At 75.4% G+C, this 17,010-nt stretch carries 12 protein-coding genes; 10 read left to right on the forward strand and 2 right to left on the reverse strand.

Annotated elements, in window-relative coordinates:
* Positions 1–136: 136 nt before the first annotated feature.
* The 3 genes from ACQKM2_RS04355 (at position 137) to ACQKM2_RS04365 (ending at position 3,328) form a co-directional block, all read left to right on the forward strand.
* Positions 137–808, forward strand: coding sequence for a response regulator (locus ACQKM2_RS04355; protein ID WP_427706429.1), 672 nt, complete (start codon positions 137–139; stop codon positions 806–808).
* 113 nt (positions 809–921) lie between these two features.
* On the forward strand, positions 922–3,024 hold the full coding sequence (locus ACQKM2_RS04360) for a sensor histidine kinase (protein ID WP_427706431.1): 2,103 nt from the start codon (positions 922–924) through the stop codon (positions 3,022–3,024).
* A gap of 49 nt (positions 3,025–3,073) precedes the next feature.
* Positions 3,074–3,328 carry a hypothetical protein gene (locus tag ACQKM2_RS04365; RefSeq protein ID WP_427706433.1) on the forward strand — a complete coding sequence of 85 codons (255 nt, stop codon included), beginning with the start codon at positions 3,074–3,076 and terminating at the stop codon, positions 3,326–3,328.
* 77 nt (positions 3,329–3,405) lie between these two features.
* On the opposite strand, the gene ACQKM2_RS04370 is transcribed toward ACQKM2_RS04365, so the two are convergent.
* A complete protein-coding gene (locus tag ACQKM2_RS04370; protein ID WP_427706435.1) occupies positions 3,406–5,316 on the reverse strand; it encodes a hypothetical protein in 1,911 nt (636 codons plus the stop codon).
* A 333-nt stretch (positions 5,317–5,649) separates the two neighbouring features.
* Here ACQKM2_RS04370 and ACQKM2_RS04375 point away from each other — a divergent pair, with 333 nt between their 5' ends.
* From ACQKM2_RS04375 to ACQKM2_RS04405, 7 genes are all read left to right on the forward strand, one after another.
* Entirely contained in the window at positions 5,650–7,128 is a 1,479-nt protein-coding gene (locus ACQKM2_RS04375; protein ID WP_427706437.1) for a multicopper oxidase family protein, read from the forward strand.
* A gap of 140 nt (positions 7,129–7,268) precedes the next feature.
* Positions 7,269–10,466: an amidohydrolase family protein gene (locus ACQKM2_RS04380; RefSeq protein ID WP_427706439.1), complete on the forward strand. Its 3,198-nt coding sequence runs from the start codon at positions 7,269–7,271 to the stop codon at positions 10,464–10,466.
* Positions 10,467–10,539: 73 nt separating this feature from the next.
* Positions 10,540–12,054: an alpha/beta hydrolase gene (locus tag ACQKM2_RS04385; protein WP_427706441.1), complete on the forward strand. Its 1,515-nt coding sequence runs from the start codon at positions 10,540–10,542 to the stop codon at positions 12,052–12,054.
* A 91-nt stretch (positions 12,055–12,145) separates the two neighbouring features.
* Positions 12,146–12,952, forward strand: coding sequence for an MBL fold metallo-hydrolase (locus ACQKM2_RS04390; RefSeq protein WP_427706443.1), 807 nt, complete (start codon positions 12,146–12,148; stop codon positions 12,950–12,952).
* Positions 12,953–12,975: 23 nt separating this feature from the next.
* Positions 12,976–14,199, forward strand: a complete 1,224-nt coding sequence (locus ACQKM2_RS04395) for a threonine synthase (RefSeq protein WP_427706445.1) — start codon at positions 12,976–12,978, stop codon at positions 14,197–14,199.
* 80 nt (positions 14,200–14,279) lie between these two features.
* Positions 14,280–14,939: a DUF2278 family protein gene (locus tag ACQKM2_RS04400; protein ID WP_427706447.1), complete on the forward strand. Its 660-nt coding sequence runs from the start codon at positions 14,280–14,282 to the stop codon at positions 14,937–14,939.
* Positions 14,939–15,754 (forward strand): class I SAM-dependent methyltransferase, encoded by an 816-nt coding sequence (locus ACQKM2_RS04405; RefSeq protein WP_427706449.1) that lies wholly within the window; start codon positions 14,939–14,941, stop codon positions 15,752–15,754. The genes ACQKM2_RS04400 and ACQKM2_RS04405 overlap by 1 nt, the downstream gene beginning before the upstream one ends.
* Here ACQKM2_RS04405 and ACQKM2_RS04410 read toward each other — a convergent pair.
* The gene (locus ACQKM2_RS04410; protein WP_427706451.1) at positions 15,729–16,790 is read right to left on the reverse strand and encodes an N-acetylmuramoyl-L-alanine amidase; all 1,062 of its coding nucleotides are present in this window, start codon (positions 16,788–16,790) and stop codon (positions 15,729–15,731) included. The two genes, ACQKM2_RS04405 and ACQKM2_RS04410, sit on opposite strands and share 26 nt — an antisense overlap.
* Positions 16,791–17,010: the final 220 nt, after the last annotated feature.

Consider the following 17,010-nt stretch of genomic DNA (forward strand, 5'->3'; position numbering starts at 1 on the left):
GAGGCCCAGACCCCGTCCCGGTCCCTCCCGTCCGGTCCCACCCCGCCCGGTCAGGTCCCATCCCCGCAGGGCCCGGTCCCATCCCCGCACGGCCCGGTCACCCAGAGCGACCGATGGTGACTGGTAGTGTCGATCCGTGGACGAAGAAGACCGCACCATTCCCCGGGTCTTGATCGTCGACGACCACCCCCTGTTCCGCGAGGGGCTCCGGGCCGCCCTGGAGAGCACCCGGGGCGCGGTCGTCGTCGCCGAGGCCGAGACCGGCGGCGAGGTCCCGGACGCGGTGGACCGGCACCGGCCGGACGTGGTCGTGATGGACCTCTCCCTGCCCGACGTCTCCGGGATCGAGGCCACGCGCCGCCTCGCCGGCACCCACCCCGGCCTGCCCGTCCTGATGCTCACCATGTCCGACGACGACGGCAGCCTGCTCGCCGCCCTCCAGGCGGGCGCCCGCGGCTACGTCGTCAAGGGCGCGGGCTCCGAGGAGGTGCTGCACGCCCTGCGCACGGTCGCGGCCGGCGGCGCCGTCATCGGCTCCGAGATCGCTGCCCGGCTCTCCGAACTCCTGGCCGGCGGCCGCCGCCGCGATGCCGGACAGCTCTTCCCCTCCCTCACCTCCCGAGAGGTGGAGGTGCTCGAACTCATCGCGCGGGGCCACGACAACCGGCGCATCGCCCGCGAACTGGTCCTGTCCGAGAAGACCGTCCGCAACCACATCACCCACGTCTTCGAGAAGCTCCAGGTCACCTCCCGCGCCGAGGCCGTGGCCCGGGCCCGGGACGCGGGCCTGGGCAACGACGCCGGCTGACCCCCGGCGCCCGCAACCGGGCCGCCCGGAAACCGGGACACCCGCCCCATGCGCCCGGGACCGGGCACGCACCAGGCTGGAAACCAACGCACCGAGCGGCCGGGGAGGCCGACATGCGCACAGCGAACCGGACCACCGCGAGCACGCCCCGCTCGGGGCCGGAGATGCTGCCCGCCTACGCCGTCTGCGTCCTCACCATGCTCGCCGCCATCACCTGGGGCATCGTCACCCTCACCCACATCGGCAACCCGGCGCTGCGCACCGTACGCCTCCACCTCGCCGCCGACCACGTGCTCGTCGGCCTCGGCATCGCCCTCACCGGCATGGTCTTCGCCGCCCGCCGCACCGCCCGGGTCCTCGGGTGGCTCATGCTCTGCTCCGGCTGCGCGCTCACCCTCGCCCAGGTGGTGCCGCAGACTGCCGTGGTGCACGGAGCCGGACCGCGCGTGCTCACCGCCGTGTTCGTCCTGGTCATGGTCGCCTTCACCCTGATCAACGTCATCATCTACCCGATGCCGCTGTGGCTGCCCACCGGCCGCTTCCCCCGGTGGGGCGCGCCCTACGTGGCGTTCACCGCCCTCTTCAGCGCCGCCCAGCAGTACTACGTCTTCACCCGCCCCGGCTTCGTCTACTACGGCGTCGAGACCCCCATCTCCGGCCCCGGATGGGCCGGCCTGGAACGCCTGCTGACGCCGTGGATGGAGACGGCTTCGCGCTGGGTACCGCCCTTCATCGCGGGCGTCGGCATCCTCCTGATGGCCGTCCGCTGGCCGCGCACCGCCAAGTCCGACCGCCCCTACGCGATCCTGGCGGTGCCGTACCTGCTGTGGCTCACGGTGATCGCCGTCAACCAGTACGGCGACCCCCCGATGGGCTTCGAGGTCGTCATCGTCTACCTCGCCGCCGCGTCCTGGCCGGCGACCGTCGGCTACGTCCACATCCGGGAGCGGACCTGGGCCCTGGACCGGGCGGGACGCCGCATCCTGACGGCCTTCGTCCTCACCTTCGGCCTGTTCATGGCCTACGCGGGCGGCGCCTTCGTCCTCGACTACTTCGCGCCCGGCTCCCTGACCCCCGAGTCCGGGCTGATGGCCTGCCTCACCCTCCTGGTGGGCTTCCTGCTGCGGCCCACCGCCCGATGGGCCGCCCGGCTCGTCGACCGCTACTACTACGGCGAACGCGCCCAGCCCTACCAGGCGGTGCGCGCCCTCGCCGACCGGCTCAGCCACGCCCTCGACCCCGGAGACATGCCCCGCCTGCTGTGCGACACGGTCGTGCACACCCTGCGGCTGCCCGCCGCCCGCCTGGTGATCAGCACCCGGCACGGGGAACGCGAACTGGCCCGCCTGGGCAGCCCCGGCAGCGGCGACGAGGCCTTCCCCCTGGTCCACCGGGACAACGCCATCGGCCACCTCTACGTCCCGCCGCGCGCCGGCGAACTCGCCCTCGACCAGCAGGACCGCGAGGCCGTGCGGATCCTGGCCGACCACAGCGCACCCGCCATCGCCTCCCTCCAGCTCTACGAGGAACTCCAGACGAGCCGCGGACAGATCGTCCTGGCCCGCGAGGAGGAGCGGCGCCGGCTGCGCCACGACCTCCACGACGGCCTCGGCCCCGCCCTGTCCGGGCTGCGCCTCCAGGTCGACGCGGCCCGCGCCGCCATACCGCCCGGCACCCGGGCCACCGACTCGCTGGCCGCCGTGTCCGAGGGCATCGGGCAGGCCATCGACGAACTGCGCCACATCACCGGCGGACTGGCCCCCGCCGCCCTGGACGGCGCCGACCTGCCCCGCGCCCTGCGCCAGCTCGCCGAACACCTGGGCCGGAACCTCCCCATCACCGTCAGCCTGGCCCCCGAGCCGTTCCCGGGCCTGCCGGCCGCCGTGGAGGTGGCCCTGTACCGGATCGCGGCGGAGGCCCTGAACAACGTCGTCCGCCACGCGCGGGCCGGCCACGCCCACGCGGCGGTGGTGCTCACCCCCGAGGCGGTGACGGTGGAGGTCACCGACAACGGGTCCGGCGTCCCCGCCGGCGCGCCCCGCGACGCCGGGCTGGGGCTGCGCTCGATGGCCGAGCGCGCCGAGGAGCTGGGCGGCACCTTCGACCTTGTCAGCTCCGGGACCGGGACCGTGGTCAGGGCCGTGCTCCCGCGCACGGCCGGGACCGGCACGGGACCCGGGGACCATGTGCCCGGGACAGGGGGCTCCGTACGTTGATGGTCCGAAGCCCGAACGGGCCCGGAGAACCAGAGGAAGAGGAACCATCATGTACGCGAAGATCGTGAAGCTCGCTCCGGTGGCACTGGTCACCGCCGGCCTGATCCTGGCCGGTCCGTCCGCACTGGCCGCCCCCCAGCAGCAGTCCGACGCCGTGTCGGTGCTGGAGCACAAGACCAGCGGCAAGAAGGGGCCCTACCCCAGCAAGTCGTCCTGTGAGGCGGCCGGCAAGGCGGGCCACTACAAGAGCTACCACTGCAAGCAGCACGACCACAAGTGGTGGCTCTACTACACCACGAAGTGACCGGAGGACAGCTCCTCCAGCCGGGCCCGGGACGCACGTCCCGGGCCCGGCGCTCTGCCGTGCGCCCCCGCGCCGGATCAGGTGCGGGGCGCGGGCGGCGCCGCCAGGGGCGCGTCGCCCAGCTGTACGAGCGTCAGCAGGACCAGCGCGTCCGTCCAGCCGAGGGGCACGACCGCCTTCGGGAGGCCCTGCGCGTCCACCGTCTCGGGGAGTTCGCCGAGCACGTTGCGCTGCGCCAGCACCCAGTCGAGCACCGCGGACCCCTTCGCCCGCTCGCCCGTCGACGACCAGGCGAGCGCGAAGAACGAGGTGCTCGCCGTCCAGGTGATGTTCCCCCACCGGGTGTCCGGGTCACTGCCCGGCACCAGACCGCCGTTGGGCCGCAGCAGCTCCCGGTAGGTGGTGTCGAGCGCCCCCGCGAGACCGGCCGGCGCCTCGTTGAACGGCGGCGCCATGAACGCCGCCGCGCTGTCGTGGCCGTGCAGCCCGTCCACCGTGCGCTGGTAGCCCAGCGGCGCGAACCGCTTGGCGATGCCCCGCTCCAGCCGGCCCGCCGCCTCCGTCCAGCGCGCGGCCTCCTGCCCGCGCCCGAGCCCCGCGGCCAGGTCGGCGGCCGCCCGCAGCCCGGACAGCAGCGGCGCCGCCGTGCCGATGTTCGCGGTGTCCGTGGGCAGTTCCCAGTAGTCCGGGGAGGCCGGCGGCAGCCCCTCCCCGTCCAGGGACGCCGCCGCGAAGTCGGCCGCCTTCAGGATCGCCGGGTACAGCACGCGCAGCCGCTCCGCCCGGTCCGCCGCGGGCGCCGTCCGGTACCACTGCCAGGTGGCCCAGGGCACCCAGCCGTTCGCGTCCAGCTGCCACTGCCGGGTGTCCGGCGGCCCCGAGCCGTCCAGCTTGGTGCGGGCCTCCCAGGTGCCGTCCGGCCGTTGCGTCCGCGCGTTGTACAGCAGGATCCGGTACGCCTCCTCGTCGTGCCCCGTGTGCGCGAACGCCGCCGCCGCGAAGGCGGAGTCCCGGGGCCAGGAGAAGTCCCAGAACGGGTACCAGGCCGCCGCCAGCGCCCCGTTCGGCCGCAGCAGCGCCCGCATCGACAGCAGCGCCCGCTCCGCGCCCTCGCGCCTGGCCCCGGCCGCCCCCGGCACCAGGCCCCGGGCCAGCCAGCGCCGGGACTCGGCGATCTGGGCCAGCGCGCCCGCGTCGCCCGCCTCGACCACCCGGGACTTCTCCGCACCCTCCGGCAGGTAGCGCCAGCGGCCCGAGGGCAGCACCAGGACGTTGCTGCCCTCCACGTAGCGGGCCCCGACGGCGAAGGCCGGGTCCACGGCCTCCACCGCCCGCCCGTTGGAGAGCAGGCCCGCCGTCCGGGCCGGCTTCATCGAAGCCGGGACGTAGCAGGCCTCGGCCTCCCCGCACCGCTCGGACCCGGCCGGGTTCACGTAGAACGCCAGCCGGCCCGAGCCCGGCTGCCAGCCGCCCCGCGCCTGGTCGTACTGGGCGGCCGCGGGGGAGCCGGCCGCGGCCGCCCGCGTGCCGTGCCAGGTCACCGCCCCGGCCTCGGCGGTGGTGGCCTGCGCGAACAGGTAGTACCGGGCGCCGGGCCGCAGCGCCGCCGCCAGCGGCACCTCCACCCAGCCCGTGCCCTGCCCGCCCAGGGCGGCCAGGTCCACGGCGGCCGAGGCGACCGCGGAGCCCGCGTCGTCCCGGGCGGTGCGCACCTGCACGCTCAGCCTCCCGGTCGAGGCCGTGCTGCCGATGAACAGCGAGACCCTGGAGAGCCGGTCGTCGTCCGTGCTGAACTCCTGGGCCGCCGCCCGCCCGGCGCTCCCCGTGCCCTTGATCCCGTACAGGGCCGCTTCGTGTCCGGCCTGCCCGTCGTAGCCCGCCCGCCCGTCGGGCGAGAAGGGTGGCCCGCCCGCGGCGACCGCCCCGTCCGCCGTCTGCAGCAGCGTGGCCAGCAGGGCGGTGGCCAGCAGGACGGACCGTGTGCGCATCACGCATTGCCTCCACTGTGATGAAGCGTCAATAAGCCCGGCAGAGCGCGTAAGCGGCGCCATTCATCCAATATCCCCGGCCGGGGCGTGACCGGGGGACGTGACCGCCCCTGCCGCGCCGGACACCCCGCAGCACCGCCCGGACGGTCCAACGCCCCGTCACCGGGCGGGGTAACGGCCCGCACACCACCGCCGCCTCACCCGTGCTCCACAGCCGCACCAGCGGAACACCACCGCACTCGAACACGCTCTCCCTGTCCAGCCACGCGCACCCATCGCGCACACCCGATCCGACCGGCACACGAGGCGCCGGGCCACACCCACGGGGGAAATGTGATCACTCGACGGACCGCACTCCGGGCAGGCGTCGCCGCCACGAGCATCGCCGGCACCGGCGGCATGCTGCTGCCCGTCGTGAACGCCGCCGGGACCGGCACGGCCGCCGCCACCGCGGGCGCCGCCGAGCTCGACCCCGTCGGCATAGCCAAGTTCACGCAGAAGATGCCGCTGCCCCCGGTCCTCCAGCCCTACCTGGACACGGGCACCACCAGCTACTACCGCATGACCCTGAAGGAAGCCACCAAGGAGATCGTGCCGGGCATCAGAACCCCGCTGCGCACCTTCAACGGCTCCTTCCCCGGCCCCGTCATCAAGGCCGAGTCGGGCCGGCGCGTCGTGATCAAGCAGACCAACTCCCTCGCCGTCCCCACCTCGATCCACCTCCACGGCGCCCACGTCCCGCAGGACAGCGACGGCGCCCCGATGGACCTGATCCCGGCCGGCGGCGGCACGAAGACGTACACATACCCCAACACCCAGCCCCACGCGAACCTGTGGTTCCACGACCACGCCCACCACATGGAGTCGGAGAACGTCTACCGCGGGCTGACCGGCACCTACATCCTCACCGACGACATCGAGCGCCGACTGCGCCTGCCCTCCGGCCAGTACGACGTCCCGATCGCGCTGCGCGACGCCCGCTTCCTGGAGAGCGGCGAACTCATCTACCAGATGGGTGACTTCATGAAGCGCAACGTCCTCATGGCCAACGGCAAGGCCTGGCCGTACTTCGAGGTCGCGGCCCGCAAGTACCGCTTCCGCCTCACCAACACCTCCAACCAGCGCTTCTTCGACCTGCACCTCGCCGACAACTCCGAGCTCGTGCAGATCGGCACGGACGGCGGCCTGCTCCCCGCCCCGCACCGCACCGACGTGGTCCGGATCAGCCCCGGCGAGCGCGCCGACGTGGTCATCGACTTCTCCCGCTACCCCGTCGGCACCGTCATCGAGCTGAACAACAAGGACTTCCCGCCGTTCGAGCCCGCGGCCGCGGTCAGCAAGGTCCTGCAGTTCCGGGTCACCCGCAAGGCCGCCGACCACAGCGTCATCCCCGACCGGCTGCGCACCCTGCCCCCGCTCGGCCCGGCCAGCGTCAACCGCGAGTTCGACATGAAGATGGACGAGGAGCCCGGCGGCACCGGCGCGTACATCAACGGCAAGACGTACGACATGGACCGGATCGACACCGAGATCGCCTACGGTGCCACCGAGATCTGGACCGTGACGAACAGCAACAAGCTCGCCCCGCACAACTTCCACATGCACCTCGTGCAGTTCCGGGTGCTGGAACGCAACGGCAAGCCCGTCACCTCCGGCCCCGAGACCGGCCTGAAGGACACCGTGCCGCTCAAGCCGGGCGAGACCGTCAAGGTCCAGGCCACCTTCGACGGCTACCGCGGCACCTACGTCTACCACTGCCACCTGTTCGACCACGGCGCCATGGGCATGATGGCCAACATGCGCATCTCCTGACGCCCCGCACGCCTTCCCCTCCCCCCTCCGCCCCGGCGGCCTCGTCCGGCCGCCGGGGCGGACCCGTCCCCGTTGCCGAACCGGTGCCGTGATCGTTTGACCGTCCGACGGGCGGGAACCACACGAGGCGGGTCGGCGGCATGCGGATGGGGCGCAGGACGGTACTGCGGGCGGCTTCGGCCGGGGCACTGGCGGCACTGGCCGGGACCGGGGCCGGGGCCGGGGCTCCGCCGGCGGCCGCCGGCCCGGCCGCCCCGGGCACCGGCGGCCGGGCCGTGCTGCGCTTCACCCGGGCCACCAACGGCGCGGCCACCGCCACCGCCGACGGCCGGCGCGTCATCGCCGAGGTGCAGAACGTCCTCTGGTCGCTGCCCCCGGACGGCTCGCCCGCCACCCCGCTCACCCCGCCCGACCTGGAACCCGGCCGGCCCGTGTTCTCCCCGGACGGCCGCCGCGTCGCCATGAGCGCCTACCGCGGCGGCACCTTCCACATCTGGGTGATGCGCGCCGACGGCACCGGCCTGCGCCGCCTCACCGACGGCCCCTTCGACCACCGCGCCCCCGCCTGGTCCCCCGACGGCCGCACCCTCGCCTTCTGCTCCGAACGCGGCGGCGACCCCGTCGCCGGCAGCCCGTACCGGATCTGGACCGTCTCCCTCGCCGACGGCGGCCTGCGCCGCCTCACCGGGGTGCCGGGACAGGCCGGCCCCGGCCAGGACGGGGCCTGGGAGGACCTCGACCCGGTCTTCTCACCCGACGGCACACGCGTCCTGTTCCTGCGCGCCGTCCCCGTCGGCGAGGCACTGCCCGCCCGCACCCTCGCCTCCGTCGCCGCCGACGGCAGCGGCCCCGTACGGACCGAACACACCGTCGCCGACGGCAGCCTGCTGGCCCCCGCCCTCTCCCCGTCCGGCCGCACCGCCTGGCTGTCCGCCGCCCCCGGACCCCGCAGGGCCGAGAAGCTCACCCTCCACGCCGACGGCCGCCCCGTCCCCCTCGACGGCGACCTCGCCCCCGTACCGCCGCGCTGGATCGGCGACGACCGGCTCCTGATCACCCTCGACGGCCGGTTCCGGGTGATCCGCCCGCACCGCGACGGCCCCGCCCGGGACATCCCCCTCGACGCCACCCTCGAAGTGCCCCGCCCCCGCTACCGGGTCAAGGAGTACGACCTCGAAGCCGACCGCCCCCGCCCCGTACGCGGCATCCACCTGCCCGCCCTCTCACCCGACGCCCGCAGCATCGCCTTCGCCGCGCTCGGCGCCCTGTGGACCTCCCCCGTCACCGGCGGAGCCCCGCGCCGCATCCTCCAGGCCCCCGCCACCGCCTACGTCCAGGGCCCGGTGTGGACCCCCGACGGACGCGCCCTGCTCTACACCGACGACCGCGACGGGCTGAACACCGTACGCCGCCGCGGACTCGCCGACGGCCTCGACAGCGTGCTCTCCCCGCCCGGCCGGGTCTACGGATCCCTCTCCCCGGACGGCACCCGGCTCGCCGCCCTCGACCTCGCCGGCCGGCTGATCGTCCGCGACCTCGCCACCGCCACCGACACCCCGCTCGCCACCGCCCTCGGCGGCGGGGGCCTGCCCAGCCCGCCCAGCTGGTCGCCCGACGGCCGCCACCTCGCCCTCTGCGACCGCAACCGGCTCAGCCGCCGCTTCCGCGAGGGCTACAACCTGATCCGGATCGTCGACACCGCCACCGGCTCCGCCCGCCTCCACGCCCTCGCCCCCCACACCTCCCTCTCCGACCGCTACGCCTGCGGCCCCGTCTGGTCGCCCGACGGCCGCCACCTGGCCTGCGTCGCCGAATCCGCCCTCTGGCTGCTGCCCGTCACCCCCGACGGCACCCCCGCCGGCCCCGCCCGCCGCCTCACCGACGAGCCCGCCGACCACCCCTCCTGGTCCGCCGACTCCCGCACCCTGCTCTACCAGTCCAACGCCCGGCTGCGGCTGCTCGCCCTCCGCCCCGACGGCACCCCGGACGGCGCACCCCGCACCGTCCCCGTCTCCCTGTCCTACCGCCGCCCCGCACCCGTCGACACCGTCGTCCACGCCGGACTCCTGTGGGACGCCACCGGCACCCCGCCCCGCGCCGACGTCGACCTGCTCGTCAGCGGCGGCCGCATCACCGCCGTCGAACCGCACCGCCCGCGCCGCCGGGCCGCCCGCACCGTCGACGCCTCCCGCGGCACCGTCCTGCCGGGGCTGTGGGACGCGCACGTCCACCCGTACCCGTACACCTACGGAGCCCGCCAGGGCGCCCTGCACCTGGCCTACGGCATCACCACCGCCGTCTCCCTCGGCGGCTCCGCCTACGAACAGGCCCGGCTGCGCGAGGACATCCGCGCCGGCCGCCTCGCCGCCCCCCGGCTGCTGGCCGGCGGGGAACTCCTCGACGGGTCCCGCGTCGCCTACAGCATGGGCCGCGCCCACCGCACCCACGCCGGACTCGCCCGCTCCCTGGCCCGCGCCGAAGCCCTGGACTGGGACTTCGTCAAGACCTACGTCCGCGCCCCCTACGCCTTCATGGAGGAGGCCGCCCGCTTCGCCCGCGAGGCGCTCGGCGTCCGCTCCGGCTCCCACCTGTGCGCCCCCGGCATCCAGTCCGGCCAGGACCTGACCACCCATCTGGTCGCCACCGAACGCGCCGAGTACGGCCACGGCGCGACCCCCGCCGGCCACACCCACCAGGACACCCTGGAGGTCTACACCCGCGGCGGCTTCGACCTCGTCGCCACCCCCTTCACCGCCCTGCCCCTGATCGGCGCCGACCCCTCGCTCGCCGCCGACCGGCGGGTCACCGCCATGATGCCGCCCTGGGACGCGGCCACCGTCAAGGCGGCCGCCGCCCGACCGCCGACCGCCGAGCAGTACACCGCCCTCGAACGGGAGATCGCCGTCTACCGCGCCGTCCTCGCGGGCGGCGGCCGCGTGGCCCTCGGCACCGACGCCCCGCTCACCCCCGTAGGCCTCCACCTCCACCTCGCCCTGCGCGCCCTCCACCGCCACGGCCTCACGCCCGCCGAGGCCCTCACCACCGCCACCCGCACCCCCGCCCGCGTCTACGGCGCCGACGCCCACCTCGGCACCGCCGAACCCGGCAAGCTCGCCGACCTCACCCTCGTCGACGGCGACCCCTTCACCGACTTCGCCGACCTGGTCCGCGTACGGGCCGTCCTGCGCGCCGGCACCCCGTACGCACGGGCCGACCTGGAAGCCGCCTACCCCGACCCCGCGACCGAGGCCCCCGAGCAGGCCTGGCGGCCCGTACTGCGCCAGCTGCACCGCGATTCCTGCTGCACCGCCCACCGGGTCAACGGGCTTTTCCTGTAGGGGGGTTACCCCCACCTTCCGGAAGCAGGCCTGCCGGATGGGTCGCCGGGGCGGGCTGAACGAGGCTTGCCCCATGACGAACTCCCGGAACAAGGCCCTCCTCCTCGCCCTCTCCGCCGCGGCCGCCGCCACCGCGGTCACCGCCGCCACCCTCCCCGCCCAGGCGGCCGCAGCCCCCCGCGCCGAGGCGCCCGCCCTCGACTGGCACCCCTGCGCCAAGCCGGGCGGCCCCGCCACCCAGGAGTGCGCCGACCTCCCCGTCCCCCTCGACTACGCCGACCCCGACGGCCCGCAGATCAAGGTGGCCGTCTCCCGGATCCGCAGCGACCGCCCCCAGGCCCGGCGCGGCACCCTCGTCGTCATCCCCGGCGGCCCGGGCGGCTCCGGCGTACAGCGCCTCACCCAGAAGGGCGCAGCCCTCCAGCAGCAGCTCGGCGGCACGTACGACCTCGTCGCCTTCGACCCGCGCGGCGTCGGCGGCTCCACCACCGCGAGCTGCGGACTCGCCCCCGAGGACCGCTACCTCACCGCCCTGCGCTCCTGGCCCGCCCCGGACGGCGACATCACCGAGAACCTCGCCCGCTCCCGCCGCACCGCCGAGGCCTGCGCCCGCAACGGCGGACCCGTGCTGCGCAGCTTCACCACCGCCAACCAGGTCCGCGACATGGACCGCCTCCGCGCCGCCCTCGGCGAACGCAGGCTCTCCGCCTGGGGAGTCTCGTACGGCACCTACGTGGGCGCCGTCTACGCCCAGACCTACCCCGGCCGCACCGACCGCTGGGTCCTCGACAGCAGCGGCGACCCCGACCCCAAGCGAGTCGCCCGCGGGTGGCTGGCCAACATGGCCCAGGGCTCCGACGACCGCTTCCCCGACTTCGCCGCCTGGGCCGCCCACCCCGACCGCGACAAGGACGGCCTGCGCCTCGCACAGCGCCCCGAGGACGTCGAACCCCTCCTGCTCTCCCTCTTCGCCTCCCTGGACCGCACCCCCCGCCCCTCCACCACCCCCGGCGTGCCCCTGACCGGCAACGGCCTGCGCCAGGCCCTGCAGAACACCCTCTACAGCGACTCCGCCTTCCCCGCCTTCGCCCGGCTCGCCGCCGCCCTGCGCGACCCGGCCCACACCCCCGCCCTGCCGCCGGAACTCGCCCGCCCCCTGCGCGACGAGGACGCCGCCCAGCTCGTCGCGGTCCTGTGCAACGACGTCGCCTGGCCCGGCGGTTCCCGGAGCGACCGGCAGCGCGCCGTCGACGAGGACCGGGCCCGCCACCCGCTGACCGCCGGCATGCCGGTCAACGTGCTCCCGTGCTCCTTCTGGAAGGACGCCCCCGAGGACAAGCCCACCAAGATCACCAACCACGGTCCCTCCGGCATCCTGATGATCCAGAGCCGCCGCGACCCCTCCACCCCCCACTCCAAGAGCCTCAAGATGCGCGAGGCCCTCGGGGACCGGGCCGTGCTCGTCACCGTCGAGCAGGGCGGCCACGGCGTCTACCTCGGCAACGGCAACGCCTGCGGCGACCGCACCGTCACCCGCTTCCTCACCACCGGCGAGCGCCCCGCCCGCGACACGAGCTGCCCGAACTGAGCCCCGCCGCCGCGCAGCGCGCGGGCTCACCCGTACGGCGGCACGATGGAACGTACAGCCCCTTCGTCCCCCCAGGGCCGTGGAGACCATCATGAGCACGCACAAGGTGGGGCCCGACACCACCGTCCTCGCCGACTGCCTGGAAGTCCCCGGAATCGGCTTCGTCCCCGTCAACGCCTTCGTCCTGCACGCCGCGGAACCCGTCGTCGTCGACACCGGCCTGGGCCTGCCCGACCGGGACTTCCTCGCCACCCTCGCCGGCGTGATCGACCCGGCCGACGTGCGCTGGATCTGGCTGACCCACCCCGACCGCGACCACACCGGCGGCCTCTTCGCCCTCCTGGACGCGGCACCCCGGGCCCGGGTGATCACCACCTTCCTCGGCGTCGGCGAGATGTCCACCGAGTGCCCGCTGCCCCTGGACCGGGTGTACCTGCTCAACCCCGGCCAGAGCCTGTCCGTCGGCGACCGCACGCTGCACGCCTTCAGGCCGCCGCTCTTCGACAACCCCGCCACCGTCGGCTTCTTCGACGACCGCACCGGCACCTGCTACAGCTCCGACTGCTTCGGCGCCCCGCTGCCCACCGCGGACCTCGCCACCTGCCCCGACGCGGCCGAAATCGACGCCGAGGACCTCAAGGCCGCCCAGCTCCTGTGGGCCAGCGTGGACAGCCCCTGGGCCCAGACCGTGGACCCGGACCGCTTCCTCGCCACCGCCGACCCGCTGCGCTCCGCCGACCCCGGCACCGTCCTCTCCACCCACCTGCCCCCGGCGACCGGCCTCACCCCCCGCCTCCTGGACACCCTCACCGCCGTCCCGGGACTCACCCCCTTCACCGGCCCCGACCAGGCCGCCCTGGAACAGATGCTCGCCGCCTTCGCCCCGGGCCCCCACTAGGCCGTGCGGTCTAACATCGCCGCATGACGGCAGCCCCCGGCCCCTCGCTCGCCACCGCCCAGCGGTCCATGGGCGACCCCGCCCTGCGCTACCCGCTGTGGCCGCCGCTGCCGCGCGGCTGCCCGCGTACGAGCACCCCGGAGACGGACTTCCCGCTGGAGGTCGACTACGCCTACGAGGACACCCCCGCCGGCCTCTTCACCGCCTCGCCCGCGAACGCCACCGCCCCCGGCGCCGGCCTGGAACGCTGGGCCCCGCTCCTGCCGCCGCTCGACGCACCCGGACTGGGGGAGGGCGGCACCCCGCTGCTCCCCTTCGGAGAGGGCCTCTGGATCAAGGACGAGTCCCGCAACCCCACCTGGAGCCACAAGGACCGGCTGAACCGCGTCACCGTCAGCGCCGCCGTCCACGAAGGCGCCCCGGGCATCGCCGTCGCCTCCTCCGGCAACCACGGCGCCTCCGCCGCCGCCTACGCCGCCCGGGCCGGACTGCGCTGCGCGGTCCTGGCCTCCGCCGACGCCCCGCCCGCCGTGGCCTCCTTCCTGCGGGCCTACGGGGCCGATGTCCTGCCCGTCCCGGTGGAACACCGCTGGCCGCTGCTGAACGAGATCCACGACCGCCTCGGCTACCACCCGGTCAGCAACCTGACCCGCACCCACACCGGCCACCCCTTCGGGTCCGAGGGCTACAAGACCATCGCCTACGAGATCCACGCCGACCTCGGCGTCCCCGCCGCCGTGTTCACCCCCGTCGGCTACGGGGAGCTCCTCCACGGCATCTGGAAGGGCTTCGCGGAACTGCGCCGCCTCGGCGTCACGGACACCGTCCCCCGCATGTTCGGCTGCGAACCGGCCGCCGGCGGCCCCCTCGCCCACGCCGTGCGCACCGGCGTCCCGGCCGCCGTGGTACCGGTCGGCCCGACCGACGCGTACGCCATCGACTGCGCGGCCGGCAGCCACCGCGCGGTGCGCGCGGTCCTCGACAGCGGCGGGGCGGCGCTGCTGGTCACGGACGCCGAACTGGCCCGCGCACAGACCCGTCTCGCCTCCCAGGGCGTCTGGGCGGAGCTGTCCGCGGCGGCCGGACTCGCCGGACTGCAGCAGCGGACCGCCGCCGGGGAGCGCTTCGACGGCCCGGTGGTGTGCGTGTCCACCTCCAGCGGGTTCAAGGGGCTCGGCGTGGGCGCGGAGCCCCTGGCGCCCGTCGAGCCCACCTGGGAGGCGGTCTCCCGGATCCTGCGCCGCTGAACCGCCTCCGTACGGGGGCCGGGCCGGACGTCCCCCGCGCGTCACACCACCGCCCGCCGGGGCGGTGGTTGACTGGCCGCATGCCGCTCGACTCCTACGGGGTGCTGTCGGGAACGCTGCACCGCCACTTCCGTGACACGCCGGACACCCAGGGGCACTGGTTCCACGTCAACCTCGAGGTGGACGCGCCCGCCGGCCGCTACCGGTGCGCGGTCGACGTGGACAGCAAACAGTCCGCCACCGGCGTCCAGTGGAAGGTGTTCACCCTGGCCGCCTCCGTCCTCGACCCGGTGCCCTCCCTGGACCCCGGCTACCACGAGCTCTCCATGAGCCCGGGCTCCGGCGCCCTCGACTACCAGCGCCACCCGGCCCTCCAGCACCGGCCCGGCTGCTCCTTCCCCGTCCGCCCGCCCGCCTGGCTCCGGGACCTGACGAACCGGCTGAACCCGCCCCGCCCCTGGATCTCGGGCTCCAACCTCGACGCGGCGCAGGCACTGGAACCCATCCTGCTGCCCGGCCGGGAGATCATGGTCTTCGGGGAGCCCTTCGACCACGGCCTCGGCATGCACAACGTCCACCAGAACCAGGGCGATCCGTACGGCAGCCAGTGGTGGGACGACAACGGCACCTGGCAGGACGGCGCGACCCTCACCCGCCGGCCCGACGGCCTGTACGACGTCTTCCTCAACAGGTTCTCCAGCCAGGCCGAAGTCACCGGCCCCGACGGCCACCCCGTCTGATGGCCGGGGAGCGCTTCGACACCTGGGCCGCCGGGGACGGCTACGAGCGCTACATGGGCCGGTGGAGCCGGCCGGTGGCCGAGGCCTTCGCGGACTCCCTCGGGGTCGGCCCCGGCGCCCGGTGGATCGACGCCGGATGCGGTACGGGCGCACTCGCCGGGGCGGTGGCGGCCCGCTGCCGGCCGCAGCTGGTGCTGGGCGTGGACCGCTCCGCCGCCTTCGTGGCGGCCGCCCGGGCCGGCGCCGCACCGGACGGGGCCCCCGGCCCGCTCTTCGCGGTGGCCGACGCGCAGGCGCTGCCGGTGCGCGACGGGGCCTTCGACGCCGCGGTGAGCGCCCTCGCGCTGAACTTCCTGCCGGATCCCGGCGCGGCCGTCGCGGAGGCGGCCCGGGCGGTGCGGCCGGGCGGCCTGGTCGCCGCGTACGTCTGGGACTACGCCGACGGCATGGGGTTCCTGGGGCACTTCTGGGACGCCGCCGTCGGCCTGGACCCGTCGGCGGCCGCGCTGGACGAGCGCCGCCGCTTCCCGCTGTGCCGGCCGGAGCCGCTGCGCACGCTGTGGGCGGACGCCGGGCTGGACGGGGTGGAGGTCGTCCCGGTCGAGGTGCCGACCGTGTTCACCGGCTTCGCGGACCTGTGGGAGCCCTTCCTGGCCGGGCAGGGCCCCGCGCCCGGCTACGTCGCCTCCCTGGCCCCCGCCGCGCGCGGCGGGCTGCGCGAAGCGCTCGCCCGCGCCCTGCCCGTCCGGGCCGACGGGTCGATCGCGCTGACCGCCCGCGCCTGGGCGGTCAGCGGCCGCCGAACAGGTCGCTGAAGGGGTCCGAGGCCTCGGCCCGGACGGCCGGGAGCTGCCGGTACAGGGCGCTGCCCGGGCACTCGGTGGCGAAGACGTCGCGGTGGCCGGAGACCCGCTCCACCGTCACCCGCTCCCCGGCCCTGAAGCGCCCGTTGTCGACGGAGGCGGTCAGCTCGACGGTGCCCGAGGGGCCGTGCCCGAACCGGCCGAGGGCCCAGGCGGCGAGCCGCGCGACGGCCGCCGTGGCCTCCGGCGGGGCCTCCACGTCGGTGTACCGGCCGATCACCGCGACCCCGACGGTGTCGAGGTTGAAGCCGAGGGTGTGCGCCCCGGTGACCGGCCGGCCGGAGCCGCCGGCCCGGCCCTCGAAGACCGTGCCGCACTTGTCGACCACGTAGTTGTAGCCGAGGTCCTTCCAGCCGTTGACCCGCTGGTGGAGGGCCTGCAGGCCGCGGACGACGGCGGGGGAGTCGGCGCAGTCGTAGTCGTTGCTCTGGGCGGTGTGGTGGACGAACACGGCCTTGACGTCCCTGCCGTACACGGCGGCCTCGCCGGGGCCCTCGGTGGCGCCCCAGCCCTCGCGCGGGACGATCCGGGGCCGGGAGCCGGCGGCCGTCCCGTAGGCCGCGGGCACGGGGGCGGCGGCCGGGCGGGGGTCCGGCCCCGGATCGACCAGGTCGAGGCGCAGCCCGGCCGGCAGTTCCCCGCCGGCGCCCGCCGCCCGCACCTGCACGGCGTCGGACGGCCCGGCCCACCACGGCTCCCCGCCCTCCACGACCGTCCACGGCGACCAGTGCCCGGAGCCGCGCTGCCGGGCGCGGACCCGGTACGTGCCCGCGCCCGCCCCGCCGGGGAGGTCGGCGGGGGCGGTGACGGCCAGCATGCTGAAGGGGGTCCGGGCGTCCGCGAGGACGGGGGCGCCGGCCGAGGTGAGGGTCACGGCGTGCGGCGGCGGGGGAGCGGCGGCCGGTTCCGCGCCGACCGCGGCCACGGTGACGAGGAGACAGCTCAGGGCGGCGGTGAGGGGTGTCAGCGGGAATCCGCGGGTGCGCAAGTCGGCTCTCTCCAGGATCCCCGGGCGACGGTGGACGCGAACCGGAACAGCGGCTGCTCCGACACGCCCCCGAACCGGTCCCGGGCCCCGAGGACACAAGGCGCCGGCCGGGCTGGAAGTGCCCGGCCGGCGCTCTGCGCACTTCGCTGACCGCCCCCTTCAACGAGCCCGCGGCCCGGGGGTCACGGCCTCCGGCCCGCGGGTTCCTGCGCTCCCGCCG

The organism is Streptomyces sp. NPDC004126 (assembly GCF_050275515.1).
GTDB lineage: Bacteria > Actinomycetota > Actinomycetes > Streptomycetales > Streptomycetaceae > Streptomyces.